The sequence below is a fragment of the uncultured Pluralibacter sp. genome (genome assembly GCF_913775985.1).
In the GTDB taxonomy this organism is placed as follows: domain Bacteria; phylum Pseudomonadota; class Gammaproteobacteria; order Enterobacterales; family Enterobacteriaceae; genus Pluralibacter.
In genome coordinates this window covers 52,316-76,461 of sequence record NZ_CAJYMB010000010.1, presented here as the reverse complement: position 1 = coordinate 76,461, position 24,146 = coordinate 52,316, and the positions used below count along the sequence as shown (strand labels likewise).

Below are 24,146 nucleotides of genomic sequence, written 5' to 3'. Positions count from 1 at the left end.
CTGTCGGGATCCTCATTCCTGGTTACTCCGCAAAAAGCCCGTATTTACCTTCTTTCGCCGTTTTCCAACCGCTATACGCCTTTCCGCCAGCCGAAAGCAGAGAGCTACCAGCGCTGATGTATCCGGCATTGGCTGCATTTCGTCCGCCGATTCTGTCGGCCTGCGCCTGCGCCTGATATCGATTTGCCGTGTTAATACCGTTAACTGTCGTTAAATACGCATCCTGTTCCGCATCTCCGGTGATGTCTGAGGTAATGCGCAGCGCCGTACCCGCGCCAGTCTCTACACCGGATCCCGCCAGCGCGGCGTTGGCCTGGGAGGCCTGCTCACGGCCGGCCTTTCGAATGCGCTCTGCCTCGACCTTCGCCGCGGCGCGGGATGCCTCCGCGTCTGCCTCTGCCTGATTGGCCTGATAATTCGCCATCTTCTTTTGCTGCTGCCCGGCGGCCACCGCACCACCGGCGGCCAGAACCGATGACGCGACCAGCGCCACTTCAATACCTGTACACATCGTTAAACCTCCATCGAGTAAAGCAGGCCAGACTGCTGCAGGCCGAGGCGGGAATACAGCTGGCCGGTGCGCTCTGCGTGCACGCCGGTAGTGATCCCCATATTGATCAGCGCAGCACCGTGCGTCGTCGCCCAGGCAACAAACGCTTTAGCCAGGCGCGGGCCCGCGCTGCCGCCGCGATGCTCTGGCGCAACAAACAGCCCGTATTCGAAGGCCATCAGCTGGCGAGAGAAAAACTGCTCGGCGATACCGCCTGCCAGCCAGCCGATAACCTGACCGTCGCGCTCTTCCACCAGGACACAGCCGGCCGCCGCGTCGATCAGGCTGCGGGCCAGCTCCGCGCATTTGTCCGCATCAAAGGGTGAATTTTGCGAATAGCGGGACTCCAGATACATCCTGGTGCCCAACTCGATAAGCGCCGGGATGTCCCCGGCGGTTGCATCACGTACCATGTCAGCCCCCGTTACTGGTGAAGGTGAAAATAATTGCGAGCAGGTGGAAAGGAAGCGGCTGGCGCTGCTGGATTACGAGCGTATCCTCGCCGCGCTCCCAGCCGAGTTTTCCCATGTTGTGGTCGCCGGTGAACAGCGGCGCGGGCTGGTTGAGGATTTTAGGGCCAAAGGTGCGGAACGGGATGATTTGCCCGTTGCACTCCGCGCCGGTTGTCTCCAGAAAGCGCATCGTGACTTCGCTGGTTCGTTTGCGGGAGTTCTGCGTGGTGCCCTCGGAGGTAGGCACTTCTGGCGTCAGCGTCTCGATAGTGGTTTCGTAGTGCAGGCCGATTTCTACCCGCTTCGCCTTGCGCGTCAGCTTTATCTGGCCGCCGGAGACTGTCGCCTGCGGCATCACTGAGCCATCGGCCACCACGTCCACCGTGCGGCCCTCCAGGTGCGCCAGCCCGCCCCAGGTGGCCGTTCCCGCATCACTGCTGCCAGTTACCGCCGCATCAGTGTTCAGAGCGCTGTCGAACACCTCAACGTAGCGCACTGTCTGTCCGTTCACCTCCCGGCGCACCAGAGCGTAAACCACATCGTTAGAATCCGACGGGATGCAGGCCACCGACTCATACGCGCCGTCGGTCACCTGGCGGGACCATGCAATGACGTCCTGCGCCCGGTCGATCGCCATCGTCACCAGAACGCCGTCGGCCCGTACCAGCCAGGCGAATGCATCCGGCTGCTGCTGGTAGGCCATGTCTATCACGCCGCCGCGGGTAATGTGTTCTGACAGGACGGTCAGGTCATTTGCGGAATACGCGACGTAGCTGTCCGGATCGTAGGCCACGGCATACAGCTTGAGGCTGGCGCGCTGGATAAACATGATTTCGGTACCGACGCGCACCGGGCGGATGCTGTTGCAGCCGTAGGGGCTCGGGTTTTTAACCGATATGTTGGTCGGGGTGATCGCTGCATCGTTGCTGGCGGTAATGGTGAACTCCCCGCCGTACGTCAGGGCGATCAGCGTGTTCATCTGTGCCAGGTGCACAATCGGGTTGAGCTGGTCAGATGAAACGGTAAACGACATAGCGTCGTCGTCGTCCGTGCCCAGCTCGAACGACAGGTATACGCCCGTTTCGCTGAACCAGACGGTTTGCGGATAGCGTGGCGAACCGGCCAGGACCAGGCGCTGCTGGTACAGCGTCACCGCACCGGGATACCCGTATTCGTCTGTCCAGACAGTATCCTCACGTGTCCACGACCCGGGCGATGCGGGCTGCGTGGCTGTCAGGTCGGTACGGATAACGCCCTTTGCCGTTTGCGCATCGGTGACGCTGGTAATTTTTACCAGCCCCTCATTGATGCGAATGTAAGACCCAACGTCGGCAGCGACCCAGCCAGCGCCAGAGAACGGTGGGTTATCCTCGTATTCGTCGTCCCCGTTCTTCTCCGGCTCCGCGTCGCTCAACGTCAACGTGATTTCCGATCCGACAAACTCCTTAACTGACGGCCTGCACCACTTCTGCGGCGTGTCGCGGATTTCGTCGAATGGCTCTACCTCGAACGGAGCTGGCTCCAGAACCCAGTCGAGCTGCCCGCGGCGCTGAAGGCGCTGCGGCTTCACTGACTCGTGTACCAGGAACATGGTGTCGGCGCCCTGTACGTAATTCACAGACGGCAGCATAGCGGCGGTGTACGGACTTGCGATTTCATACGGCGTGCCGTTCCCGTTAACCAGCTGTCGGCCGTTCTGATAAATGCGCATGTAGCCGTCGCCGAATTCCAGCATATAGGCCTGCGAACGGTTGAAGACGTAGGGGATCAGACGGGCGCGGCGATCGCCGTATTTCGCAGCGGCGGCAAAGCGGGTTCCCGAGCGGCGCATTACCCCGCCCTGCACCACCACCACGCCGTTTTCTATCTTTTTGGCGCCGTTGGCATAACGCGCAATGTCCACGCGCCCCATCAGCCGCGGGGAAATCTCGCCGGCGGTGAAGTTGGTTTTAATCAGATTAGCGCGCATCAGAACCTCGATTCATAGGTCGGATAGCCGCCCAGCTCTTCCGGCGGGTCTTCCTGGCCGTCGATAGCCTTGGCACGGCGCAGGCGGTATTCAGCCTCCTGATTCAGACTGTCGCGCAGGCTTGCGGAACCGGTAACGGCGTAAGCCAGACGGGCCGCCATCATCGACTCGGCCAGGTTAACGAGTGAGGCGTCCCAGGAAGATTCGTCCTCATTGCGCCAGATATAGCGCAGGTAAATCACGTTCTGGTTGGCCTGCAGGCGGTTGCCTTCGATGCGGTACGGGATATCGTCGTAGTCACGACCAACGGACAGGATGCGGATCAGGTCGCCTGGGAGTGGGAACGAGTAGCTAAAATCGAATGCGGGCGCCGTGGTGGACGGGGAGAGAATCACGCGTTTAACAGCACAATTCCAGGGGTGCAGGCGCAGCAGGTCGTTACGCAGCGTCGGGTACAGGTTGGAGCACAGCCGGGCGTGTTCGGTGGCCTCGTCAAACGAGTTTATGGGGTGCGCGCCGAGCGCCAGGAGGGCGTTAGAGCAGATTGATACGCTGGATGCCATAGCAATACCTCAGATGAAAAAAGGCCGGGGGCGAACCCCGGCAAACACCAGCGGCTTATGCAACAAAATCGATGGCGACGACTTTCTTCTCGTTCGCACGGCCCGCACCGTAGGACGCATCGACAGAGATCTGAGTGGTGTTGTTCTTATCGCGGCGCGGCCCGATATCGACGTTGTATTCCTCGCCGGTACCGAAATGCACAGCCGATTTACACCACGCGGCAGCGGTCTTGGTAGTCACTTCCGGATCGCCATCGGTCACAGAGTCCAGCTTCTCGTAAGCCAGCCATTTGAAGCCGAGCCAGTTGCCGCTTACCGCGCCTTCCTGCAGCATCTTCACGGCCATGAAGTCGGCAGAGGTCAGCGTGGTATCGCTGAGGATCTGCGTCAGCATGTCGGCGTTGTAGGTGATGAACAGCTCTTCGCCGTTCTGCTCGTCGCACTCGTTGCGGCGGAACATCGCCTTAGCAGCGATCAGCTTGGCTTTGGTCATACCGGTTCCGCCGGCAACAATTTTCTGCGCTGCGGGCAGTGCGACCGCAGCGAACGCGCCGGTATTGGACGTTTTGCGCATAACCGGGTCGAGCAGGCCACGATAAATCACATCGTCTTTTTTGCGGTTGGCAGCGGAAAGCGTGAGCTGCAGATACGGTCCCTGCGGGTCCGCAATCAATTTACGCAGGTCGCGTTTCTCGACGGGTACGAAAACGCCATAATCGGCCATAAGCGCATTGCGCGTACCGGCCTCCGGCAAGTCCCACACCGTATTGCCAAATCGCTCAGTGATTTGGTTCATCTCGATGGTGCCCATGTCGTTAATCGTGAACGACGCACCGGTGATGCGGCCACGGTCGTGAACGGCGCTCTGCAGGCGGGAATCCTTCTGCTGAGACGCGATTTCGAACGAGTCATGAAACTGCGTGACAAACGCCGCGGTGATCATGTTTTTATTTGCATCAAAAGGCATGACAATCACTCCAAAATATTATCGCCTGCGGGGTATCGGTTTCCCGGCCCTGTTATCACAGTGCGATTGGCGCTGACGCACTGAGGGAGAGATCAGGTATCCGGCGTCCCCGCCGGGCTGGTTGTGGGAGGATTTTCAGGCAGGTATGCGGTCGGAATCCCGACCAAATGAAAAAGCCAGCGGGTTAGGCTGGCTTTATGCAGGGAGGAATTTGGGGCGCGGCGTTATTCAGATTTCCACTGAAGCGCGTAGCCGCCATCGTAATATGCTTTTCGCAACTTCTCGATCACGTCAGCACTTTCATTGTGGAAACCAGAATAAGCAAGGAAGTGTTCAAAATTTTCCTCTTCAGTATGACCGCTAGAGTCATGCAGGCGCTGCTTCAGGGCGTACCCCATAAGCGGCCATAGCTCGTTTTCTGCGTTTTCGATGGCAATCCGCTCACCAATTTCAGCGTCATCATTTTCTGAAGAAGCTGAGCATGAGGGTCTGCCGGTAACAGCAAAACCGTTTTTCGTGGTCAGAACTGCCCAGCGGAGTACCTGACCTGAAACGGAAACGTGTTTAACGATCTCTGTTTTTTCGATATTTGCCTTAAAGTCACCGAGCGTTACGCGCGGAGCGGTTAAACCTTTAGCCTGTATTTGCTGTTCGATATCTTTGTCGCTCACTGGTCTTTCCTCTGGTTGAGTTGTCGTGACATGTCACGCGACCGTCTGGTCGCCGTAGGTTTTCTGGTAGTACGCCTTTACCTGAGCAGAAACGCGCTCATGGTCCGCATGTTTCGGGTCCATGTACGCTGGCGACTTCATCAGGTCGCGAATGGACTGCTGCTCCGCCAGGTTAATATCGCCACCCGCCGGCGCGTCCTCCTGCATTTCAGCCCCGACTTTCGCCAGCATACGGATCACCATCGGGTTGTTGCCGATCGCGTCAATATCGTCACCCGGCCCCGCCAGGGAGCTGAACGCGCGGTACGCCAGGCCGATGTTTTGTTTAAACTCGGCGTCGGTCTTCCACGTTTCACGAAGCGATGCTGTGGCGGACTCTGCATCCAGGGCCGCCGCCCCGTTTACCGCCTGCTGTGCGTTTGCAACGTATTCGCCCAGGATGAACGACATCTGGTCGTTAGTGATGCCCTTAGCGTGTGCTGCCTTCAAAAAGCTCTGCGTTTCCGGCGCCGCTTTAAATTCGTCCCAGCTGAACCCCTCGGCCTTCACATCCGGGGTGTAGTCATCAGCAGTTTTCGGCGGCGTGCCGACGCTGCCCAGGCGTTTCTCCAGCGACGTGTGAGCATCCGCCAGTTTGCGGGCAGAGCCTGCGATATCGACTTTTCCATCCGCGCCCATAACGCGATATTTTTCAGGTAACCATCCGCCCTCGCCCTGGCCCTGACCATCTGCGCCGGTGCTGAGCAGCGATCCGCCAGCAGGAGTACCAGCATTCGCATTCTGAGTACCACCATCATTGCCAGCAGCATCACCACCTCCCGCATTGCCTGCCGGCGCCTCGGCGCCCTGCTCGGCGTTCATGAATAAGTGCTTAATCTTCCACATCGTCGTTTACTCCGTCTGCTCTGTTGATCTGCATCAGAATGAAATCGAGCACGGAACGCTGCCCGGCCCGGTAACACGTTTCGCGGTCGCCCTCGGCGCCGCCTGGGACATATGCCGCCCGGCCAAACCTGCGGGTCAGCTCGTCGAGCACCTGCGGGCCGCCCGCCATTTCTTCGAAAACCCGCTTATAGTCTGCGGGCGATACCTGTTTGTTGAGCGCCATCAGCCCCCCGCTACCCGTTGACCTACAGCAGCGCCTACCTGCTGGCCTGCTGTGGTTGCCGCCTCACTGCCGGCCTGCATCATCAGCGCCTGCTCTGCCTGCTGCTGTTGCGCCTGCTGGCGCTGCTGTCGCAGGTCTGCCACTGCGTCCGCACTGCGAATTACCTTCGCCGGTACGCCCAGGGCGTCGGCCACAACGCGCGTGGCTTCATCGGTGTCCACAAGGTCAACAACGTCCTGGCTGATTGCTGCCATGTTTGCGACGTTCGCCCCCAGGCGCTCGATTGCCGTTACGTCCTCCAGCTGCTGCGCGCGGGCCAGCGGCGAGATGTAGCGCACGTTGAAATTAGCGTTATGCAGGCTCTCCGGTGGCGAGCTAAATACGCCGGCGCGCAGGGCGATACCGAAACAGCGCTGCACCAGCGGCTGCAGGTATTCAGCCTGGAACCGGCCATAGACCGGGCCGAGCAGCTGGCGAATGAGCGCAACGCGCACGTGCACTTCGGTAGCGGTCATGGCCGGGCCGTCCTGGGGCTGCAGCTGGTCGGCCATCATGATTTTGCGGATTGCGGCCTGCAGTCGCTCTTCTGCCGTGAACGCGACGTTGAAGTCGGCGCCGGTGAGTAGCGGCTTCATGCTGTCGGTGCTGTTCGCCACGATGATGCGGCGCGGGCCGACCTTGACCGTGCGGGGGTTAAGCACGCCGTCGTCCTCCGCAATCCACATCCCGGCGATTGCCAGGTCCTGCGCGGCCTTCTCCATCCGCTTGGTTTCGTTCAGCTCCTTGCAGTCCGGCAGCGCGTCATACACCGGGCCGATACCATAAGCGCCGCCCGGAATCTTCATCCAGCGCGGCACGCAGCAGGGGAACTCGTGATAGCCAGACTCGCGAACCACCTGCCTGTTGCTGATATCGACGTTGAACGAGGCAAAGCGCATGTTGCGCGCCAGACGTGCGTTAGCGACGTAGTTGTCGCGGGGGAATATTGCGTGCAGAAAATCAAACTTGTCGTCGGGCTTGTTCTTCGCTGCGTCGATAATTTTGGTGCTCACCTTGTCCTTGCCGAACTCCTTCACGGCCTGCTCGGCGGTCAGCTGGTAGCGGCGGTATACCGTGTCCACGATGCCGTCGCGGCGGGTGGAAGTGACGAACACTTGGGACAGCGGCCACTGCTGGAACGTGTAGCCGCCCTCTTCCCGGTCCTCGTCGATGTACAGCGCGAACCAGCCGGCGCACACCACGTCGAGATTGGCCTCGTAGCCTTCGGCGTCGAAATTCGCGGCGTGGATGTTCTCCCACACCAACGTTGCGCACTCGGATAACCAGGCTTTCGCATCGTCCGGCAGCGACTCGCTGTCCAGATTCAGCCACTGCGCGTTAGCGGGCGTCATGCCTGACATTAGCGCAGACGCCAGCATGCGGGCGCTATCCGTGGCCGTGCCATCGAGCAGCTTCGCCACCTTATGCTTGGCACTCTGTGCATCGAGCACTTCCTCAGAGAATCCCGCGCCGCGCAGCGGATAGGTGTAGTCGTAACACTCCCGCCAGACGCTTTCGTGCTGCTGCCTGCTGGCTTTAAGCGTGTCCAGGCGCTTAATCAGCTTTGCGGCCACGTTATCCATCAATCACGCCCCTAACGTGTTTTTCTGCGCCTGGGCGCCGGTAGACAGCAGCGAGCTGCCGGAATCGTCAGCGCCTTCTGCGCCGCTCGCCAGCAGGGACGAGCCTTTCTTGCGCTTCTTCCGCGCTGCCGCGTCTGCGTTTGCCGCTTTGGCGGCTGCGTCTGCCGCGGCGTCTGCCTCGGCCTGCGGGTCGGTCTGTACGACCTTGGGTGCTCCACCTCCACACATGCGATGCTCCTTAGCCTGGTACGTGCCAGCCGTGCTCTGTCAGAACGGGCTTACCGGCGGCGGATTGCTTCTTGCCCTCTTCGTTCGTCACATAGCCGTGCGGCGCTGCGGGTGCTGCCGTGGTGGCTTTTTTGACGAGCTGGAGGAATTCGAGATTGTCGGTAAGCCGCTGGTCGGCCAGATCAGTAAAGCCCAGCGCTTCAAAGCGGCCGATGATGGCAGCGCCCTGTTCGTTGATTGTCGCCAGCAGCGTGTTGCGGGCTTCCAGCTGCAGCGCTTCTTCGCTCGGCTGCGGTTTATCGACAGTGATAACCTGCTGCTGACCGACTGTGGCGCCCTCTGTCTGCGGCGCTGACTCCTGGCCTGGTACTTCGACGGTTTTCTTTGGTCGTGCCATTGTGGTGGCTCCTGTGAATCATGGAGCCTGTAGTGTGCGCAGGGCCGGCGGTCGGGATCCTGACCAAATGAATTTTTGTTAAAAAAGGGCCCTATTTAACATAATGACCGTTACGCGCACCACGCGATCGGCACTCGTTACAAGTTTGGCGTGAAGGGGTTATTTGTTGCGGTTTACTGGCGGGGAAGTGTGAAAATTGACTGCATAAATCGTGCATAAAACAGGGCGGTTTTTGCATAGCGCTTTTAACCGATGAACGCCCTGTTTTTGCATGTTTTCATGATGGCAGGCGCTTTGCCCGCCAGGCGTAAACGAACCGCCGTGATGTGACCTGCGCCGGCAGTTCGGAGCGCGGCCGCTGCGTCACGTAACACCAGAAGTCGATCAGCGCCTCGCCCGTGTGGTGGTTCGGCGCAGCACCCTGCTTCCAGCCGATGATAGCAGACTTCGACACGTCCAGCTCGCGGGCGATTTCCTGCAGCGGGATCCCCGTTCTGGTGATGTCGCTGATTACCCTGAACCAGTCGGTCTTAAACGTTGCGACGACAGGCATAGGCCACCTCGCAAAACGCGCGCACGCGCGAGCATAGAGAGCGGTTTTGTAGTGCTCCTGGCGCCGCCGTATCGCCGTGGTGGAAAGCTATTAGTGATTGCATATCGCTACCTGCAATAAATTACATGTTTGGCCTGTAGCCACCTGCAACCACCGAAGCCACCACCTTCTTAACCTTTCCCCAACCGACTTATATATATATATGGGGTTTCTAGTAAAAAGGTGGCTTCAGTGGCTTCAGTGGTTACATCAATTTAAAATCAATTACTTAAAACGTAGCCACCTACCGCAAATAGGCGGCTACAGGTGGCTACTCCGCCACCCATGCTTTAGTCATCTTGCCGTCAACACGACGCTGAACGCGCTTATAGCCGCAGTTTTGCAAAACATTGCTAATTCGCATTTCTTCGCGCTTTCCGATATGGCTGGGATTTAAGCCAATCGCATCACGCAACACGTCGCTGGCGCGTAAAAATTCGCAATTTCGAGGAATGTCGTTCGTCATCAGGTCAGGCGTGTCGAGCCATTTCTCGACCGTTTCGAGCCACGCGTCCTTAATGGTGTACTGCTCATGGACGCTCGCGCCGAGCCGTTCAGCGTCGCGGAACTGGACGCCGCCGAGCTGCTTAAACGTCTCGCGGGCTTCCGCCCACAGCAGCAGCAGGTCGCGCTTAATGGCCTGCACATTGACGCGTGATACCTCGACGGGCAGCCACCGGCGGTTACCGGTCTTGTCGGCCAGGAACTCGTCTTCGTTGGTAGTGCCGATAAACACCAGGCGGCGCGGGAACTGAGTGGCGAACTCCCGATATTTGGGGATCCAGTTTTCATGCGTGCGCGTCACGAACGCCTTGATGGACTCCAGCTCTTTGGTATTGAGGCCGCGCAGCTCGCCTATCTCCGCCACCAGGCGGCCGCGCATCTTGCGTGCGAGATCGTCGTCTTTCTCAGCGAAGGATATCTCGGTGAAGAAAGCGGGGTCGGGGCTGAGCGCTTCAACGCCAGAGGACTTGCCGCAGCCCTGCGGGCCGACCAGGATCGGCACCATGTCCGCCTTAATGCCGGGCTCCAGCACTCTGCCCGCCAGCGCCGTCCACATGTACATCGATACCGCCCGGGTGTATGGCGTGTCGGCGGTACCGAAGTGGGTGTGGTAGAAGTTCTGGATGCGCGGCACGCCGTCCCACTCCAGCCCGTTCAGCCAGGTGGTGGCCGAGTCGAACGGCTGTTCATCGGCGGCCAGCAGCACCACGTCGCGGATCAGCTCCCGGCCCACCGCTTTAAACCCTCGCTTCTCCATCGTTATGCGCAGGCGGGCGTAATCCGGGTCGGTGAACGCCTGCCACTGGCCAGAGCCGGCGGGTGCGAACATAATTTCGTCGCGGAACTGGTCAAAGCGGATATCCACGCCGGTGAAGTCGGGCCGCATGACGGCCTGGTGCGCGTTGTTGATGGTGGATTCGATGCGCCCCCACTTGTCCCGCTCGAACGCCGGCAGCGGCGCGGGTTCGGCCACGCCGGTGCTGGTCAGGTCCTCGAAATCGTCGTCGCGGATGCCGATGGCATTCAGGAAGTCGCCGTCGTCGCGGTGCGCGCAGCTGGCATGCAGGCATTTGAAGTGGCCGAGGTCAAATCCGGCCGTGCCCGCCGGAAAATACACGGTACTGGTCGGATCGCCGCCGGTACTGTGCCCGTCCTCGAACGGGCAGCGGATGTACCGCTCGCCGTTGGCGCCGTCGAGCAGCGTCCATCCGTTGGCGTCCAGGTAGTCGGCCGTTTCATCAGTGGCGCCAGGCGTGAACGTTGACCGGTCGCGCATCTTGCTGCTGCCCGCTTCGGTGGTGACGGCCACCGGCAGCGCATCGGCCAGCCCCTGCCAGAGTGCTTCGAGCTGGTCTGCGGTCAGCACCGGCGGTTCATCCGGCAGGCCGCCGTCCCACTCAATGCGGGCGCCGCTGCCGTGCGTGCCGCAGGCGACAAACTGCTGCCCGTCCGCCAGCAGCTCAATGATACCGAGATCGCCTTCCAGGCGGTGAATGCGCTTGCGGTAATCGCCCGCGACACCCAGCAGGTACAGGCACTTGTTGCTGTTGGCACGCCAGCGGCGCGGGGGCAGCTCGCCCAGCAGCTGCTTGAGCAGGTCGCGGATAGTCTGCTGCACGCCAGCGTCCTCGCTGTCGCAGTCCAGCGCCAGCCAGCCTCCGCCGGTGCGCACGCAGACCCCATAATCAGGCTCCTTCGACCAGCGCGCGAGGTCCTGCTCGGACACAACGTGCGAGGTCCACTGCGCGATACCGGTGACCAGGCGGTCACGATTGTAGCGGCTGGGGGTCTTGCCCAGCGCCTTCAGCTTACTGTCGGGGGAAATGTCCGCCGCCGGGTTGCACACGACCGGCAGCAGCTGGTCCATGCGGCCCAGCACCAGATCGAAGTGGAACCACTCGTCAGGCGTCGCCCCCCAGGTTTTATTATCTGGCATGGGTTACGCCTTATTTGTATCAGTTACTTCCTGGTAAAGACTTTCCAGCGCCCGCACAACTGACAGGCGCGGATCGCCATTCCTGCCGGAGTAGATACGGCTTAATGAAGCCTGGCTAATCCCCGTACGCTCTTTGATATCAGTCTGGGTAAGCCCACATTCGTTAAGCGCGACAATGATTTCTTGTGGGGTCAACGTTCTCATACGCTGCATCCTCGCTGGTTATAAAAATTCGAAACTGAATCTAATAGTAATTCAGTTATGAATTCAATACCAGTGTAGAATATTCAATATAGAATATTCAGCCCTGAATAAACTAACCTAAAGGTACCGCTATGGGCTTCTCGACTGAAAAACTGATCGCTAACATTAACTTCCTGATGGCTAAACGCGGGATAAGTCACGTTACCGACCTTGCCAGGCAAATCCGTATATCCCAACCGACAATGCATCGTTTAGTGTCGGGAGAAGTCAAGGAACCCAAGTACGCCCCTTTAAAGCAAATAGCTGATTTCTTTAAAGTAAGTGTACAAGATTTGATGGAAAAGAACTTATCGAAGGAACCCGACAACGAAACTGATAATCCAGTGAACGCTGCAGCAGTGCACTTCACAGAGGTTCCCATCGTTGGTGGCGCGCAATTAGGCAACGGCGGACATTGGTCAAACCTTCAGTACCCAGTAGGTCATGGCGATGGCTTTATAAGTTGGCCCACCCGCGATCCGAATGCTTACGCGCTACGATGCACAGGCGATTCGATGAAGCCTCGCATCAAAGACGGTGAATATGTTGTTATAGAACCTAGTTACCAATACCTTCCGGGCGACGAAGTTCTTGTGGTAACTAAAGACGAACGTGTAATGGTAAAAACCTTTCTATACGAACGAGACGGCGAAGTTATGGTGATGTCAGTGAACGAAGAACATCTTCCGATCCGCTTCTCGCTGGCCGAGATTCAAAACATTCATTACGTCGCCGGCATCGCCAAACCTTCCCTCCGAGTAGAATACTAATCCCTTCTAGATACCGCCTATTCAAAAGGCGGTAAATTTTTACACGCATAAATTCACTTTTGAATTGACAAACCCATTGAGCGCTATTAAATTCACTTATGAATTAATCGACCGATTTCGAATTTTGCTCTTTAAAAAGCTGAACCGCGTGACAGGCAAGCCGCTGCGCTCCTGGCAAAACGAAATAGCACCCGATGGGATCGAGGTAAGCGCAGAGTCCGTATGCGTACGGTACGCGTAGAGGAACCCGCTGCGACGAGCTGACAAGTCACGCAGTTTGAAACGCCCCGATGATGGGGCGTGCAGTGAATTAATCAAAGGCTTCGGGCCTTTTACTAATCCACTGAAAAAGGTGAACGCGATGGATACTTACGATCTTACGCCGAAAGCGTTACCGGCGTTTGATGTAGTTGAGAACGGCCCCGACGCTACGGACTACGTTGTCGACACCGTCAAAGGTGAAAACTCAGCGCGGCTACGAGCAAGTTCGTATCAGGAGCAATACGGCTATCTCGGCTACGGATACACCATTCGCCCCACTCTTAATCCCCTGTAACCGTTGTGTAGTCTTTGCCCGCTTCCCTGGCGGGCCTTTTTATGTCCGAAAACGCATTCAGCGCAGTGCGTTCCCCGACACGAAAAGGAGCACGACCAATGAAACCTGAACACTTTCACCGGCTAACGGGGCGCGACGTGCTCCGCTGGCGCAGGATTGACCCACTCTCCCGTTTCGTTCTGGCGGTCTCCGTCATTGCGATTGTCTCTTTCATTCTCCTTGTAGCGAGGACAGTAATATGAGCTTAGAAACCAGTCTTGAACTTAATAACAAGCTGCTGACGCAGCACAACGCGCTGATCGAACGCCTTATCGAAGCGCTGACTACCGGCGCCGCAGTGCAGCCCGCGGCCGCTGCTCAGGTGCAGGAATATCGTGAAAAGGTAAAAGCCAGTGCGAGCGAAGAGCCGAAGCTCCTCGATCTTGAAACGCTGGAATTCAGCGACGTTATCGCGCTCGCCTGCTTCAACCCCCGGCCGGTGATATACACCGATGAAATGTTCCGGCAGGCCATCGCCTACCGCGACGCCGAGGGCGACGCCCGCGTGCTGCAGATCGACGCACTGGAAATGGCGCTGCGCGGCGTACAGCGCGCGGAGCATCTGAACAAGCCCGCGTTGATGGACCTGTCCCGCCACCTGCTGCGCTTCTGGGACGATCTGCCGACAATTGCCGAACGCAGGGATTTTGCCGAGCGACTGCTTGACGCACCGGCTGCCGGACGCGAAAGCGTGAAGCCGAAAAAATCCGGTAGCGGCGATAACGTACAGGAGCGCAAGGGGCCGTTCTATATCAGGAATCACGATGGTTCGGCGGCCAGCGAGCTGCACACGGTTCGCAAGCTGGACGAAATGCTCAAAAAGGGCCACGTCGAGATTAATAAGGTCGAGTACCTGCAGCTGCAGGAGAAGTTTAGCGCCGCCGACGCTACGCTGCCTGACGCGAGCGACACACCTGATTACTCAGTGCTACGCAAACAGGCAGAAGGGCTGATCCTGCAGCTGGCAAAAGGCGGCTACCGGGCCGAGGCCGTAGGCATCCTGGGCAGTTTCGGCGCCAAAAAGCTCGGCGAAGTGTCGGACGAGAATCTTGCCGAGCTGATCGCTCAGGCCGAAAAAGCGCTGGAGGGCTGATTTATGCCGGACGTTCATGCACGTTTATCGCCATCCTCCGCACACCGCTGGATGCGCTGCGCCGGCAGCCTGGCGATGGAGGCTACCCAGCCGGATGAAAGCTCTGCATTCGCCGAAGAGGGAACCGCAGCGCACGCCCTGGCGGAAAAGGTGCTCCGCAATCGCCTGTCTCACCCGGAGCATTACGCCGGATGCAATGTGGCTATGTTTCTCGATTCATACCCGCTAAGTCAGGAGCCAGGCGATGAAAAAGGCCCGAAGGTTAATGACGAAATGGTCGAGGCCGTCGGGCGCTACGTCGATACGGTCTGGTCACTGGCCGAGGGCAACGAACTGATGGTCGAGCAGCGCGTCGATTTTTCTCATATCGTCGGCGTCGAAGACTCATTCGGTACCGCCGACGCAGTAATCATCGCCGGAACCGAGCTGCAGATCCACGACCTCAAATATGGCCGCGGGGTGAAGGTTGATGCCGAGCAGAACGAGCAGCTGCAGCTGTATGCGCTCGGCGCGCTGGAGCAGTTCAACCTACTGTATGACTTCGACAGCGTCCGCCTGTTTATCCACCAACCGCGGCTTAACCACGTTTCAGAGTGGGCGCTGTCAGTGGAAGAGCTTGAGGCATTCGGCGAGCGGGCGCAGGAAGCAGCGGCAAACGTGATCGTGATTTTCAACATCGCGGAATGCGAAGGCGTGAATACTCTGCCGCTGGAGAACTTCACGCCCGGCGAGAAGCAATGCCGGTTCTGTAAAGCCAGCGCCATTTGTACCGCGCGCGAACAGTTCCATATGCAGACCGTCGCCGGTGATTTCGACGACCTGACAGCACCAATCGGTGAGCTGGTCACCAGCGCCATAGCTCGTGTACCGATGCTCACCAACGAGCAACTGGCTGAAATCTACGGACAAGCGGATTTTCTCGAATCCTGGCTAAAGGCCATTCGTGCTCGGGTCAGCAGCGAGTTGAGTGCGGGCCACACGATACCCGGATTCAAACTGGTAACCGGTAAAAAAGGTAATCGTGCCTGGAGCGATGAAGACGCCGCCCGCGCGCTGCTGAAAGACCAGTTCCGCTATAAAACGGAGGAAGTTTTCGATCTCAAGCTGATCAGCCCGACCGCTGCCGAAAAGCTGATCAAAAAAGCCAGTCCCCGCCGCTGGACGAAAGTCGAAGCGCTGATTACCCGCGCTGCTGGAAAACCGACCGTGGCCCCCGAATCCGATCCGCGCGAAGCGCTCACCCTCAACCCCGTTAACGATTTTGACGACGTGTCCGATGACGCGCTCGCCGACGACCTCATTTGATTTAAGGAACAACACCATGAAATTTAAATTAAACAATGTTCGCCTTGCCTTCCCTGCTCTGTTCGAAGCTAAAACCGTAAACGGCGAAGGCGATCCGCGCTTCTCGGCGGTCTTCCTGATGGACCCGAAACACCCGCAGCTCGATGAAGTCCGCAAGGCGCTTAAACAGGTGGCGAAAGAGAAATGGGGCGAGAAGTGGGAAACCATCTACGGCCAGCTGGAGAAAAAGCTCAACCTCTGCCTGCACGACGGCGACGAGAAAGCCGAATATGAGGGTTTCCCGGGTAATTTCTTCCTGAATGCGGCGAACAAAGCCCGCCCTACTGTTATCGACCGCGACCGCACCGCCCTGATTCAGGCCGACGGCCGCCCGTATGCCGGTTGCTTCGTTAACGCCGTAGTCGATATCTGGGCGCAGGATAACAACTTTGGTAAGCGCCTCAACGCATCGCTAAGCGGCGTCCAGTTCCTGCGCGACGGTGACGCATTCGCTGGCGGCGGTGTGGCAGCACCGGACGACTTCGACGATATCAGCGAAGGCGCCGACGCCGAAGACCTGGTTTAACCCTTCTCGCCTCTGACTCACCAAGGACTAAATATGGACAACTACACGCTAACTGAAGACCAGGCAATCGCGTTACGAAATTTTATCGGGGAGTACTGGACCGATTTCCTTCAGAGCGCCAGCTTAACAGAAGCAGAAGCCGAAACCCTTTACGAAGCCCTCGGCGGCGAAAACTAATCCACATTCCGCCCGGCCACGCGCCGGGTGTTTTGCAAAGAGCATCCCTTTTCGCAAAGCACCCGCGAGGACTATCTATGCCTGAAACTATTCTCTGGGGCGACCTGGAAACCTATTGCGAAATCCCCATTAACAACGGCACCCACGCTTATGCTGAGGGCGTCGAAGTGATGTTGTTCGCCTGGGCCATCGGCGACGAGCCGGTGAGCGTTTGGGACCTTACCGCTGGCGAGCCTATACCTAGCCGTCTGCGCAAGGCAATCGCCGACCCAGACACTATTCTGTTTTTCCACAATTCACACTTCGACCGCACGGTGCTGCGCCATGCTATGCCGGAGTTAGCTCCTCCAGTTGAACGCTGGCGCGACACGATGGCGCAGGCGCTGGCGCACAGCCTCCCCGGCGCGCTGGGGGCGCTCTGCGAAGTCCTGGGCGTTCCGCAGGATAAGGCGAAGGATAAAGAAGGTAAGGCGCTGATCCAGCTGTTTTGCAAACCACGGCCGAAGAACAGCAAGCTGCGACGCGCAACCAGCAAAACGCACCCGGTAGAGTGGCAGCGGTTCGTTGCCTACGCCGGGCTGGATATCGAGGCAATGCGCGAAGTCCATATGCGGCTGCCGAAGTGGAACTATCAGGGCGTTGAGCTGGCGCTGTGGCACCGCGATCAGCAGATTAACGACCGCGGCGTCTGCATGGATGTGCAACTCGCGCAGGCAGCGATTGAGGCCGTAGACCAGGAGCAGAAACGCCTGGCGAAGCGCACTCAGATAATGACCGACGGCGAAGTGCAGGCGGCCACACAGCGCGATGCGATGATTAAGCACATCGTCGAATCATACGGCGTTGAGCTGCCGGACATGCAGCGCAGCACCCTGGAGCGACGCATCACCGACCCCGACCTGCCGTCGGCAGTAAAAGAGCTGCTGCACATCCGGCTGCGGGCCAGCACGACCAGCACCAGTAAGTACAAATCGCTGATGAAAGGCATCAGCCGCGACAGCCGGCTGCGCGGTACGCTGCAGTTCTGCGGCGCCTCGAGAACCGGGCGCTGGGCCGGGCGGTTATTTCAGCCGCAGAACCTCCCCCGCCCGTCGCTTGAACAGGAGGAAATCGACGCGGGCATCGATGCGCTGAAGTCGGGCTGCGCCGATCTGCTGTTCGATAACATCATGGAGCTGACCAGCTCTGCAATCCGTGGCTGCATCGTCGCGCCGGAGGGCAAAAAGCTGGTTGTCAGCGACCTTTCAAACATCGAGGGCCGCATGCTGGCCTGGCTGGCCGGCGAGCAGTGGAAGCTGCAGGCATTCCGGGATAACGACACCCTGATACTCGACCAGTCCGGCGCGCCAATCTGGGACGCTGCCGCCAAAGATTATAAGCGTCGCGGCCACGACCTCTACAAGCTGGCGTACGCCAGCGCCTTCGGCATATCGCCGGAGGATGTGACCAAATATCAGCGACAGATTGGCAAGGTGATGGAGCTGGGGCTCGGTTTCGGCGGCGGCGTGGCTGCCTTCGTTACTTTCGCCCTGGTCTACGGCCTGGACCTCGAAGAGCTGGCCGACGCCGCGCTGCCGAGCATCCCCCGCGATGTGATCCGCGAGGCGCAAAGCTGGTATACCGAGTCGGTGAGGCGCAAGGCTACCTACGGCCTGTCCGAGCGCGTTTTCATCGCCTGCGATTCTCTCAAACGTCTGTGGCGCCGGGCGCACCCGGAAACCTGCGATTTCTGGTACCAGCTTGAGCGCACCGTCCGCGCGGCGATTGCCACCCCGAAAAAAACATTGTACTGCGGCGTGCTAAAGCTGCGCCGGGATGGTGCCTGGCTACGCGTGCAACTGCCGTCCGGCCGCGCGCTCTGCTACCCGTCTCCGTCCATCGTAAAGGGCGATATCACCTACATGGGGATTAACTCCTATTCGCGAAAATGGCAGCGGCTGAAAACCTACGGCGGAAAGCTGGTTGAGAACGTCACGCAGGCAGCCGCCCGCGATGTTCTGGCTGGGAACATGCCGCTGATCGAGGACGCCGGCTACAGCATCGTGCTCACCGTACACGATGAGGTACTGACCGAAGCGCCGGATACCGAAGATTTTAACGATACGGCGCTCTCCGCGCTGCTCTCCACTAACCCCGCATGGGCGCCCGATATACCGCTGAACGCTGGCGGCTTTGAGGCATATCACTACCGTAAGGACTAAACGCTATGGCCTGTAACTGCTTTAAAGAAATCAAAGAAAAAATGGACGCTCGTTTACGCGATGCAGTCGCCAGCAATTGTGCAGACGTTGATGAATCGGACTTTGACAATCGCGTTTTTATTCTCGAAAAAGGCGATTTCTGCAATGTAATGCTGCCATATCGCTTTCGTTACTACCGCCGTAAGAAGAGCGGCCAACCCGAACAACGTTGCACAAACGCCGATACCAGAATAGCGATCAACTATTGCCCCTTCTGCGGTACCAAATTTAACGGTAAAGAACTTACTGATGCGGAAACGTCACTATGAAACACGTGTATATGGTGATGGAAAGCCGCGCTCAATTCGATATCGATCGCGCCAGCATTCTCGAATGCTGCAGTAACAAACAGCCTACACGGAAATCGCTCCGGAGAGACTGGGGCGAACAAGGCGCCGTTTTGATTCGCTTCCGTGTCGTAGCAAACACCGACGGCGAAGTTGTTACCGACCCCGAAATCGTCGGCGTCATCAACTGAGGTAACCACCTATGGCGTTTAAATACAGAGACAACCCGCTGTATTACCGGTCTGCGCGCGAAGCCGTGCAGCTGGAGCAGGCGGGAGAATTTGACCGCGCGGCGAAGGTCTGGGCGAAAGCCAACCGTGAATCGCGCAACGAACTAAATCAGGAATGGAGCGAACGGCGGAATGATTTCTGCCTGCTACAGAACATGCGCGAACGGCGCAAGGCGGTGGACGATGAGCTATCGAGGTAAGGTCTTTCTGGCGCTGTTTGTTCTGCTCGCATGCTTCTGGACGCTGATCGCCTGGGCCATTGCGGAGGATTTGTAATGGCCTACGAACGCGAAAGCATTGTCGAAAAGCACCTCACGGCAGCGGTTAAGGCTGCCGGCGGGATCGCCTATAAGTTCGTGTCGCCCGGACGCCGTTCGGTTCCCGATCGCATCGTGCTGCTACCTGGTGGCCGTATTGTTTTTGTCGAATGCAAATCACCCGGCAAGGCACCACGCGCCGACCAGCTGCGCGAACACACACGGCTGCGCGAGCTGGGTTTTAACGTGGTGGTGCTGGATAGCAAAGATCTGGAGGGGGTTATTTCAGATTAAATTGGCAGTGCTCTATCACTTTTATTTTTAATAAAGCTATTTCACTTATAATCTCTTTAAACATGATAACGTCACCGCCTAATTTTTTCTCTGCATCACTTATTTGCCTTAGTTCAAATCCTTTTGCGATCACTCTCTTAAAATCATCTACTAGTGCATCATCCCTGAATACGCGAATGCTAATTTCTATAGCCCCCAATCGATTAAGATGAGCCGGGATTTTATATTTCTCGTTATCATTAGTAGATGTGCAAAAATCCAGAATATCCTGAATCTCGTCATCCAAGAACTTTAGGATATCATCTAATAGATATGATGATGTCAGGTTTATCTTGTGCTTTTCCGTCTCAAGTTTGAAGTTATTTTTTGAATTTTGCTTTTGAATTAAATACGCTATACCACCTGAAATTATGGCACCAATAATTACACCGGCAAGCCCATATACCCCCGGAGCTATACCCGCCCCAGAAGACATTTTTTCGCAATAAACTGTCAGCATTTATTAAATCCCACCTAAATAATTGTCACTAATGTTAATACATTTTTTACATAAAGTGCGGAGGTTTTTCTTTGAAATTTGATACCCGTGAGGCGTGGCTCCATGCAGCTACGCAGCAAATGGCGCCAACGTTTAATGAGTACGGCGCACCACTTCCACCAAAAATAAGGATCGCGATTGGCTTCCCGTCTGCTGGTTTGCGCGGGCGGGCAATTGGCGAGTGCTGGAGTAAGGAGTGTTCCGAGGATGAGCATTTCGAAATCTTCATCCGTCCGGATTACAGCGACCACGAAAATTTCACCATGCAGGTGCTGGCAACGCTGGCGCATGAACTTATCCACGCTGCGCTCGGCATTGAGGAAGGCCACGGCCCTAACTTCAAACGCGTGTATAAAGCAATCGGCCTCGCCGGTCGCGCAACCGCAACGTATGCGGGGCCTGAGTTTATCGAGGCAATGCGTCCGGTTATCGCCAAAATAGGCGAAATCCCTCACGGCGTAATGAAATCAGATCGTGGCGTGTCCACGCGCAAGAAAAAGCAAAAGAACCGCTATCACAAATGCGCTTGCTCAGAATGTGGCTACACCGTACGCGCTGCAAAAAAGTGGCTCGAGCTGGGGCCTCCCTGCTGCCCCTTCCACGGAGAAATGATCATCGATGGTGACCTCTAAACTTTTCACCCCCCGCCCCTATCAGGATCTCATTATCAACCACGAAATTGACATCCAACGCTGCAACATCTGGGCGGGCATGGGCATGGGTAAAACCGTGGCGACGCTCACCACGCTGGAAGATCTCTTTATGGCGGGAGCGGAGACACAGCCGGCGCTGGTTCTCGCGCCGCTGCGCGTGGCGGCCAGCACCTGGCCGGATGAATCGGAGAAATGGGGGCATCTGCGCAATATCGAAGTGCAGGCCGTTGTCGGCACGGCCAAAGCGCGTGCGGCGGCGCTGGCGAACAGAAACGCCAGCGTGTTCACCATTAATTACGACAATCTGGCGTGGCTGATTGAGGAACTCGGCGGACGCTGGCCGTTCGGTACCGTCATCCCGGACGAGAGCACCCGGCTTAAGTCGTTCCGGCTGCGCGGCGGTGGTAAGCGTGCTGCAGCGCTCGGAAAAGTTGCGCATAAGCACGTTCGGCGCTGGATGAATCTCACCGGCACGCCAGCGCCAAACGGCCTTGTAGATCTCTGGGGGCAAGCGTGGTTCGTAGACCAGGGCCAGCGCCTCGGGCGCACGTACGGCGCGTTTACCTCTCGCTGGTTCAACTCAATACAGTTCCCCGGCCAGAGCTGGACAAAGCTGGAACCGTTCGCCCATTCGCAGGGCGAGATACAGCGGGCGCTGGCCGATGTGACTATCTCTCTGGACGCTGCCGACTGGTTCGATATTGCAGAACCTATCCATAACGTGATTCGCGTGGACATGCCACCAAAGGCCCGCCAGCAGTATCGCGAGATGGAAAAAGAAATGTTCCTGGAGCTGGACGGTGAAGGTATCGAAGCGCCGAACGCCGCGGCGAAGACGGTGAAGTGTCTGCAGATCGCCAGCGGCGCGGTGTACACCGACGACGCCGGGGCGTGGTCAGAACTGCACGACGCAAAGCTGCAGGCGCTGGACAGCATACTCACCGAAGCCGCCGGGGCGCCGGTGCTGGTCGCCTACCACTGGAAGCATGATCTCGCGCGATTGCTCAAAGCGTTTCCCCGCGGCCGCCATCTTGACCAGGACCCGCAGACGCTGCGCGACTGGAACACCGGAAAAATACCGATGCTGTTCGCCCACCCGGCCAGCGCCGGCCACGGCCTGAACATGCAGGACGGCGGCAACATACTGGTGTTTTTCTCGCACTGGTGGGATCTGGAGCAGTACCAGCAAATTATCGAACGCATCGGGCCAACCCGGCAGATCCAGGCCGGACACAACCGCCCGGTGTTCATTCACCACATTATAGCCGCCGACACTATGGACGAAATGGTGATGGAGCGGCGCAACTCAAAACGAACGGTGCAGGACATCCTGCTCGATGCCATGAAGAAGAGAGGTATAGCATGAACACAATGTTTTTGCTGATGGCGGAATATGAGACGTCCACGATCCCATTGTCGGTAATCGCAGAAAGATATCTGGGAATGCGGCCATCAACGGCGGACAAGAAAGCCGGTGCGGGTCAGCTATCTATACCCACGTTTCGTATGGGGGATGGGCAAAAATCGCCGCGGATGGTGCATGTTAGCGATCTGGCCGACTTCATCGACGCCCGCCGAAAAGCAGCAAGAGAAGAGTTAAAATCCTGCCAGTAATAACCCCTTCGGTACACCATTAGTACACCGAAAGCGTTCAACCAACTGATTTTTATACTGTACACGTCCAGTCGAGCATCGGCGCAATGGAGAAGCGGTGAGCAGGCAAAACGGAAGTGTGAGTCTCTGGCTGCATGATGAAAATTTAGGCGTCCGGTTAAAAAGGGGCGCTACTATAGCATAAAGATGAACGCGTGGCGCACGGCCCGCCTGCACCGCACGCCGCGCATTTACTTGCGTCCCGGCCTGCCGTTATGGGGACCAAAAAACTGCGGCGGATGGTCTATCCAGCGGTCGGCGCGGGTCGCGGCATACTCCTGATTGAGCGGATAGTAGATGCGGTTGTGCTTTTTGTTCACCTCGCCCACCACCAGCAGGCAAACTTCCTCTTCGGTATTGTTAAGGAAGGTATGACACACGCCGGTACCGGCCGGGAAGGAGACACAGTCGCCGGGCTCCAGCGGCCAGAGGTAGCCGTTGATCCACGCCTGGGGGCGTCCTTCGAGCACGTAGATAAACTCCTCTTCGTCGCTCTCGGCGTGGGGATAAGAGGTTCGCCGCCCGGGCGGCAGGCGCTCGTGGTGAATGCCGAGCCGCAGCAGCCCCATTTTGCGTGCCAGGGGCGCGCCCACGGCAAACAGCTCGCGGCTGTCGGGATAGCCCGGCGCGTCCTGTTCCTCCAGGTCCCGCCAGTGGCGAATGCAGTCCGGTCTTTTCATCGTGGATACCCGCACAGTGTGATGAAACAGGTATAGCACAGCGCCCGCTATCTCGGTGTTTTTGCCATTCCATGATAGAATATAGGCTTACTTTTTTCCGATTCGAGAGTGCCCATGGACAAGACCACTTCGCAGAGCATGCTGGCGCAGGCTGAAAGGCTTTGCGCCCAGCGCAACGTACGTCTGACGCCCCAGCGTCTCGAAGTACTGCGTCTGCTGACCCTGCAAAAAGGGGCGATTAGCGCCTACGACCTGCTGGATCTGCTTAAAATTAACGAGCCGCAGGCTAAACCGCCTACCGTTTATCGCGCGCTGGATTTCCTGCTCGAGCAGGGTTTCGTGCACAAAGTGGAGTCCACCAACAGCTACGTGCTGTGCCACCTGTTCGACAAGCCAGCGCATACCTCGGCGATGTTTATCTGCGATCGCTGCGGCAGCGTGAAGGAACAGGGAGCGGAAGGCGTGGAAGATATCATGCACGACCTGGCGGCGAAGATGGGCTTTGCCCTGCGCCACAACGTCATTGAGGCTCACGGCCTGTGCGCCGAGTGCGTGGAAGTGGAAGCGTGCGGCAGCCAGGAGTGCTGCGATCACGATCACTCCATTCAGATCAAGCGCAAGCCGGGACACAAACACTAAAAAGGGCGGCTTGCGCCGCCCTTCAGGGTCTACTTCCTTGTACTCTTGGGGGTATGAGTCAGAAACCGGATTACCAGCGGTAATCGTTATGGGTTTCCCAGTCTTTCACTTCTTTTTCGGCCTGGTCTTTACCGTAGCCGTAGCGTTCCTGGATTTTGCCGACCAGCTGATCGCGTTTCCCTTCCATTACCGTGAAGTCGTCATCGGTCAGCTTGCCCCATTTCTCTTTCACTTTACCTTTGATCTGTTTCCAGTTGCCGCTGGCTTCGTCTTTATTCATGATCAAATCCTCGTCATTCAGTGATACAGAGTGAATTTTTATCGTCCCGTTAGCATCGTTTTATGCTGGACGTGAGAATAAGTGTAGA

31 protein-coding genes and 2 pseudogenes are annotated in these 24,146 nt (G+C 57.8%); 15 read left to right on the top strand and 18 right to left on the bottom strand.

Annotated elements, in window-relative coordinates:
• Nucleotides 1-22: 22 nt before the first annotated feature.
• The 14 genes and pseudogenes from QZ766_RS00975 to QZ766_RS00910 all read right to left on the bottom strand — a co-directional run bounded on the left by QZ766_RS00975 (nucleotide 23) and on the right by QZ766_RS00910 (nucleotide 11,763).
• Entirely contained in the window at nucleotides 23-511 is a 489-nt protein-coding gene (locus tag QZ766_RS00975; protein ID WP_297196302.1) for a hypothetical protein, read from the bottom strand.
• A gap of 2 nt (nucleotides 512-513) precedes the next feature.
• Nucleotides 514-963: a GNAT family N-acetyltransferase gene (locus QZ766_RS00970; protein ID WP_297196300.1), complete on the bottom strand. Its 450-nt coding sequence runs from the start codon at nucleotides 961-963 to the stop codon at nucleotides 514-516.
• A gap of 1 nt (nucleotide 964) precedes the next feature.
• Nucleotides 965-2,971 (bottom strand): hypothetical protein, encoded by a 2,007-nt coding sequence (locus QZ766_RS00965; protein ID WP_297196298.1) that lies wholly within the window; start codon nucleotides 2,969-2,971, stop codon nucleotides 965-967.
• Entirely contained in the window at nucleotides 2,971-3,534 is a 564-nt protein-coding gene (locus QZ766_RS00960; RefSeq protein ID WP_297196296.1) for a hypothetical protein, read from the bottom strand. Before QZ766_RS00960 ends, QZ766_RS00965 begins: the two co-directional genes overlap by 1 nt.
• 55 nt (nucleotides 3,535-3,589) lie before the next feature.
• A complete protein-coding gene (locus tag QZ766_RS00955; RefSeq protein WP_297196294.1) occupies nucleotides 3,590-4,501 on the bottom strand; it encodes a phage capsid protein in 912 nt (303 codons plus the stop codon).
• Between the two features lie 371 nt (nucleotides 4,502-4,872).
• A pseudogene (locus QZ766_RS00950) lies at nucleotides 4,873-5,172 on the bottom strand (Gp49 family protein); the annotation flags it as partial.
• 33 nt (nucleotides 5,173-5,205) lie between these two features.
• On the bottom strand, nucleotides 5,206-6,057 hold the full coding sequence (locus QZ766_RS00945; RefSeq protein WP_297196290.1) for a hypothetical protein: 852 nt from the start codon (nucleotides 6,055-6,057) through the stop codon (nucleotides 5,206-5,208).
• Nucleotides 6,044-6,280, bottom strand: a complete 237-nt coding sequence (locus QZ766_RS00940; RefSeq protein ID WP_048286558.1) for a hypothetical protein — start codon at nucleotides 6,278-6,280, stop codon at nucleotides 6,044-6,046. Before QZ766_RS00940 ends, QZ766_RS00945 begins: the two co-directional genes overlap by 14 nt.
• Nucleotides 6,280-7,902, bottom strand: coding sequence for a portal protein (locus QZ766_RS00935; RefSeq protein ID WP_297196288.1), 1,623 nt, complete (start codon nucleotides 7,900-7,902; stop codon nucleotides 6,280-6,282). Before QZ766_RS00935 ends, QZ766_RS00940 begins: the two co-directional genes overlap by 1 nt.
• Nucleotides 7,903-7,905: 3 nt before the next feature.
• On the bottom strand, nucleotides 7,906-8,130 hold the full coding sequence (locus tag QZ766_RS00930) for a hypothetical protein (protein WP_048286560.1): 225 nt from the start codon (nucleotides 8,128-8,130) through the stop codon (nucleotides 7,906-7,908).
• 10 nt (nucleotides 8,131-8,140) lie between these two features.
• Nucleotides 8,141-8,527 (bottom strand): hypothetical protein, encoded by a 387-nt coding sequence (locus QZ766_RS00925; RefSeq protein ID WP_297196284.1) that lies wholly within the window; start codon nucleotides 8,525-8,527, stop codon nucleotides 8,141-8,143.
• Between the two features lie 277 nt (nucleotides 8,528-8,804).
• Nucleotides 8,805-9,080: a hypothetical protein gene (locus QZ766_RS00920; protein ID WP_048275932.1), complete on the bottom strand. Its 276-nt coding sequence runs from the start codon at nucleotides 9,078-9,080 to the stop codon at nucleotides 8,805-8,807.
• A 310-nt stretch (nucleotides 9,081-9,390) separates the two neighbouring features.
• Nucleotides 9,391-11,559, bottom strand: coding sequence for a VapE domain-containing protein (locus tag QZ766_RS00915; RefSeq protein ID WP_297196282.1), 2,169 nt, complete (start codon nucleotides 11,557-11,559; stop codon nucleotides 9,391-9,393).
• 3 nt (nucleotides 11,560-11,562) lie between these two features.
• Nucleotides 11,563-11,763 carry a helix-turn-helix transcriptional regulator gene (locus tag QZ766_RS00910; RefSeq protein WP_297196280.1) on the bottom strand — a complete coding sequence of 67 codons (201 nt, stop codon included), beginning with the start codon at nucleotides 11,761-11,763 and terminating at the stop codon, nucleotides 11,563-11,565.
• A gap of 131 nt (nucleotides 11,764-11,894) precedes the next feature.
• Between QZ766_RS00910 and QZ766_RS00905 the strand changes: the two genes are divergently transcribed.
• From QZ766_RS00905 to QZ766_RS00855, 11 genes are all read left to right on the top strand, one after another.
• Complete coding sequence (locus tag QZ766_RS00905) at nucleotides 11,895-12,572, top strand: S24 family peptidase (protein ID WP_297196278.1); 678 nt, start codon at nucleotides 11,895-11,897, stop codon at nucleotides 12,570-12,572.
• 361 nt (nucleotides 12,573-12,933) lie between these two features.
• On the top strand, nucleotides 12,934-13,128 hold the full coding sequence (locus QZ766_RS00900; protein WP_297196276.1) for a hypothetical protein: 195 nt from the start codon (nucleotides 12,934-12,936) through the stop codon (nucleotides 13,126-13,128).
• 238 nt (nucleotides 13,129-13,366) lie between these two features.
• Entirely contained in the window at nucleotides 13,367-14,260 is an 894-nt protein-coding gene (locus QZ766_RS00895) for a hypothetical protein (protein WP_297196274.1), read from the top strand.
• Between the two features lie 3 nt (nucleotides 14,261-14,263).
• A complete protein-coding gene (locus QZ766_RS00890) occupies nucleotides 14,264-15,565 on the top strand; it encodes a DUF2800 domain-containing protein (RefSeq protein ID WP_297196273.1) in 1,302 nt (433 codons plus the stop codon).
• Nucleotides 15,566-15,581: 16 nt separating this feature from the next.
• Nucleotides 15,582-16,130 (top strand): DUF2815 family protein, encoded by a 549-nt coding sequence (locus tag QZ766_RS00885; RefSeq protein ID WP_297196271.1) that lies wholly within the window; start codon nucleotides 15,582-15,584, stop codon nucleotides 16,128-16,130.
• A 33-nt stretch (nucleotides 16,131-16,163) separates the two neighbouring features.
• Nucleotides 16,164-16,307, top strand: coding sequence for a hypothetical protein (locus tag QZ766_RS00880; RefSeq protein WP_297196269.1), 144 nt, complete (start codon nucleotides 16,164-16,166; stop codon nucleotides 16,305-16,307).
• Between the two features lie 77 nt (nucleotides 16,308-16,384).
• A complete protein-coding gene (locus QZ766_RS00875; RefSeq protein WP_297196268.1) occupies nucleotides 16,385-18,508 on the top strand; it encodes a DNA polymerase in 2,124 nt (707 codons plus the stop codon).
• Nucleotides 18,509-18,513: 5 nt separating this feature from the next.
• On the top strand, nucleotides 18,514-18,816 hold the full coding sequence (locus QZ766_RS00870) for a hypothetical protein (RefSeq protein ID WP_297196267.1): 303 nt from the start codon (nucleotides 18,514-18,516) through the stop codon (nucleotides 18,814-18,816).
• Complete coding sequence (locus QZ766_RS00865; protein WP_297196266.1) at nucleotides 18,813-19,025, top strand: hypothetical protein; 213 nt, start codon at nucleotides 18,813-18,815, stop codon at nucleotides 19,023-19,025. Before QZ766_RS00870 ends, QZ766_RS00865 begins: the two co-directional genes overlap by 4 nt.
• An 11-nt stretch (nucleotides 19,026-19,036) precedes the next feature.
• Nucleotides 19,037-19,264, top strand: a complete 228-nt coding sequence (locus QZ766_RS00860) for an ANR family transcriptional regulator (protein WP_297196265.1) — start codon at nucleotides 19,037-19,039, stop codon at nucleotides 19,262-19,264.
• 75 nt (nucleotides 19,265-19,339) lie between these two features.
• On the top strand, nucleotides 19,340-19,615 hold the full coding sequence (locus QZ766_RS00855; RefSeq protein ID WP_297196264.1) for a VRR-NUC domain-containing protein: 276 nt from the start codon (nucleotides 19,340-19,342) through the stop codon (nucleotides 19,613-19,615).
• Here QZ766_RS00855 and QZ766_RS00850 read toward each other — a convergent pair.
• Complete coding sequence (locus QZ766_RS00850) at nucleotides 19,602-20,114, bottom strand: hypothetical protein (RefSeq protein WP_297196263.1); 513 nt, start codon at nucleotides 20,112-20,114, stop codon at nucleotides 19,602-19,604. The two genes, QZ766_RS00855 and QZ766_RS00850, sit on opposite strands and share 14 nt — an antisense overlap.
• 71 nt (nucleotides 20,115-20,185) lie before the next feature.
• On the opposite strand from QZ766_RS00850, the gene QZ766_RS00845 reads away from it, so the two are divergent.
• Genes QZ766_RS00845 through QZ766_RS00835 form a run of 3 tightly spaced genes read left to right on the top strand, consistent with a single transcriptional unit; the run spans nucleotide 20,186 to nucleotide 22,420 of the window.
• Nucleotides 20,186-20,785: a SprT-like domain-containing protein gene (locus QZ766_RS00845; RefSeq protein ID WP_297196262.1), complete on the top strand. Its 600-nt coding sequence runs from the start codon at nucleotides 20,186-20,188 to the stop codon at nucleotides 20,783-20,785.
• On the top strand, nucleotides 20,772-22,172 hold the full coding sequence (locus tag QZ766_RS00840) for a DEAD/DEAH box helicase (RefSeq protein WP_297196261.1): 1,401 nt from the start codon (nucleotides 20,772-20,774) through the stop codon (nucleotides 22,170-22,172). Before QZ766_RS00845 ends, QZ766_RS00840 begins: the two co-directional genes overlap by 14 nt.
• A complete protein-coding gene (locus QZ766_RS00835) occupies nucleotides 22,169-22,420 on the top strand; it encodes a pyocin activator PrtN family protein (RefSeq protein ID WP_297196260.1) in 252 nt (83 codons plus the stop codon). The genes QZ766_RS00840 and QZ766_RS00835 overlap by 4 nt, the downstream gene beginning before the upstream one ends.
• Before the next feature lie 64 nt (nucleotides 22,421-22,484).
• On the opposite strand, the pseudogene QZ766_RS00830 reads toward QZ766_RS00835, so the two are convergent.
• Nucleotides 22,485-22,556 (bottom strand): annotated as a pseudogene (locus QZ766_RS00830) (hypothetical protein); the annotation flags it as partial.
• 94 nt (nucleotides 22,557-22,650) lie between these two features.
• The gene (locus tag QZ766_RS00825; RefSeq protein ID WP_297196259.1) at nucleotides 22,651-23,139 is read right to left on the bottom strand and encodes a cupin domain-containing protein; all 489 of its coding nucleotides are present in this window, start codon (nucleotides 23,137-23,139) and stop codon (nucleotides 22,651-22,653) included.
• Between the two features lie 114 nt (nucleotides 23,140-23,253).
• On the opposite strand from QZ766_RS00825, the gene zur reads away from it, so the two are divergent.
• Nucleotides 23,254-23,778: a zinc uptake transcriptional repressor Zur gene (zur, locus tag QZ766_RS00820; RefSeq protein WP_297196258.1), complete on the top strand. Its 525-nt coding sequence runs from the start codon at nucleotides 23,254-23,256 to the stop codon at nucleotides 23,776-23,778.
• A gap of 70 nt (nucleotides 23,779-23,848) precedes the next feature.
• On the opposite strand, the gene QZ766_RS00815 is transcribed toward zur, so the two are convergent.
• On the bottom strand, nucleotides 23,849-24,058 hold the full coding sequence (locus tag QZ766_RS00815; protein WP_297196257.1) for a CsbD family protein: 210 nt from the start codon (nucleotides 24,056-24,058) through the stop codon (nucleotides 23,849-23,851).
• Nucleotides 24,059-24,146 lie beyond the last annotated feature (88 nt).

What these genes read in the sequence shown, in the direction of transcription:
- QZ766_RS00890 (WP_297196273.1), top strand. Translation starts at nt 14,264, where the DNA reads ATGCCGGACGTTCATGCACGTTTATCGCCATCCTCCGCACACCGCTGG.
- QZ766_RS00960 (WP_297196296.1), bottom strand. Translation starts at nt 3,534, where the DNA reads ATGGCATCCAGCGTATCAATCTGCTCTAACGCCCTCCTGGCGCTCGGC.
- QZ766_RS00850 (WP_297196263.1), bottom strand. Translation starts at nt 20,114, where the DNA reads ATGCTGACAGTTTATTGCGAAAAAATGTCTTCTGGGGCGGGTATAGCT.
- QZ766_RS00970 (WP_297196300.1), bottom strand. Translation starts at nt 963, where the DNA reads ATGGTACGTGATGCAACCGCCGGGGACATCCCGGCGCTTATCGAGTTG.
- QZ766_RS00940 (WP_048286558.1), bottom strand. Translation starts at nt 6,280, where the DNA reads ATGGCGCTCAACAAACAGGTATCGCCCGCAGACTATAAGCGGGTTTTC.
- QZ766_RS00865 (WP_297196266.1), top strand. Translation starts at nt 18,813, where the DNA reads ATGAAACACGTGTATATGGTGATGGAAAGCCGCGCTCAATTCGATATC.
- QZ766_RS00930 (WP_048286560.1), bottom strand. Translation starts at nt 8,130, where the DNA reads ATGTGTGGAGGTGGAGCACCCAAGGTCGTACAGACCGACCCGCAGGCC.
- zur (WP_297196258.1), top strand. Translation starts at nt 23,254, where the DNA reads ATGGACAAGACCACTTCGCAGAGCATGCTGGCGCAGGCTGAAAGGCTT.
- QZ766_RS00875 (WP_297196268.1), top strand. Translation starts at nt 16,385, where the DNA reads ATGCCTGAAACTATTCTCTGGGGCGACCTGGAAACCTATTGCGAAATC.
- QZ766_RS00895 (WP_297196274.1), top strand. Translation starts at nt 13,367, where the DNA reads ATGAGCTTAGAAACCAGTCTTGAACTTAATAACAAGCTGCTGACGCAG.
- QZ766_RS00925 (WP_297196284.1), bottom strand. Translation starts at nt 8,527, where the DNA reads ATGGCACGACCAAAGAAAACCGTCGAAGTACCAGGCCAGGAGTCAGCG.
- QZ766_RS00825 (WP_297196259.1), bottom strand. Translation starts at nt 23,139, where the DNA reads ATGAAAAGACCGGACTGCATTCGCCACTGGCGGGACCTGGAGGAACAG.
- QZ766_RS00975 (WP_297196302.1), bottom strand. Translation starts at nt 511, where the DNA reads ATGTGTACAGGTATTGAAGTGGCGCTGGTCGCGTCATCGGTTCTGGCC.
- QZ766_RS00880 (WP_297196269.1), top strand. Translation starts at nt 16,164, where the DNA reads ATGGACAACTACACGCTAACTGAAGACCAGGCAATCGCGTTACGAAAT.
- QZ766_RS00835 (WP_297196260.1), top strand. Translation starts at nt 22,169, where the DNA reads ATGAACACAATGTTTTTGCTGATGGCGGAATATGAGACGTCCACGATC.
- QZ766_RS00935 (WP_297196288.1), bottom strand. Translation starts at nt 7,902, where the DNA reads ATGGATAACGTGGCCGCAAAGCTGATTAAGCGCCTGGACACGCTTAAA.
- QZ766_RS00885 (WP_297196271.1), top strand. Translation starts at nt 15,582, where the DNA reads ATGAAATTTAAATTAAACAATGTTCGCCTTGCCTTCCCTGCTCTGTTC.
- QZ766_RS00955 (WP_297196294.1), bottom strand. Translation starts at nt 4,501, where the DNA reads ATGCCTTTTGATGCAAATAAAAACATGATCACCGCGGCGTTTGTCACG.
- QZ766_RS00905 (WP_297196278.1), top strand. Translation starts at nt 11,895, where the DNA reads ATGGGCTTCTCGACTGAAAAACTGATCGCTAACATTAACTTCCTGATG.
- QZ766_RS00870 (WP_297196267.1), top strand. Translation starts at nt 18,514, where the DNA reads ATGGCCTGTAACTGCTTTAAAGAAATCAAAGAAAAAATGGACGCTCGT.
- QZ766_RS00855 (WP_297196264.1), top strand. Translation starts at nt 19,340, where the DNA reads ATGGCCTACGAACGCGAAAGCATTGTCGAAAAGCACCTCACGGCAGCG.
- QZ766_RS00920 (WP_048275932.1), bottom strand. Translation starts at nt 9,080, where the DNA reads ATGCCTGTCGTCGCAACGTTTAAGACCGACTGGTTCAGGGTAATCAGC.
- QZ766_RS00900 (WP_297196276.1), top strand. Translation starts at nt 12,934, where the DNA reads ATGGATACTTACGATCTTACGCCGAAAGCGTTACCGGCGTTTGATGTA.
- QZ766_RS00915 (WP_297196282.1), bottom strand. Translation starts at nt 11,559, where the DNA reads ATGCCAGATAATAAAACCTGGGGGGCGACGCCTGACGAGTGGTTCCAC.
- QZ766_RS00840 (WP_297196261.1), top strand. Translation starts at nt 20,772, where the DNA reads ATGGTGACCTCTAAACTTTTCACCCCCCGCCCCTATCAGGATCTCATT.
- QZ766_RS00815 (WP_297196257.1), bottom strand. Translation starts at nt 24,058, where the DNA reads ATGAATAAAGACGAAGCCAGCGGCAACTGGAAACAGATCAAAGGTAAA.
- QZ766_RS00945 (WP_297196290.1), bottom strand. Translation starts at nt 6,057, where the DNA reads ATGTGGAAGATTAAGCACTTATTCATGAACGCCGAGCAGGGCGCCGAG.
- QZ766_RS00860 (WP_297196265.1), top strand. Translation starts at nt 19,037, where the DNA reads ATGGCGTTTAAATACAGAGACAACCCGCTGTATTACCGGTCTGCGCGC.
- QZ766_RS00910 (WP_297196280.1), bottom strand. Translation starts at nt 11,763, where the DNA reads ATGAGAACGTTGACCCCACAAGAAATCATTGTCGCGCTTAACGAATGT.
- QZ766_RS00965 (WP_297196298.1), bottom strand. Translation starts at nt 2,971, where the DNA reads ATGCGCGCTAATCTGATTAAAACCAACTTCACCGCCGGCGAGATTTCC.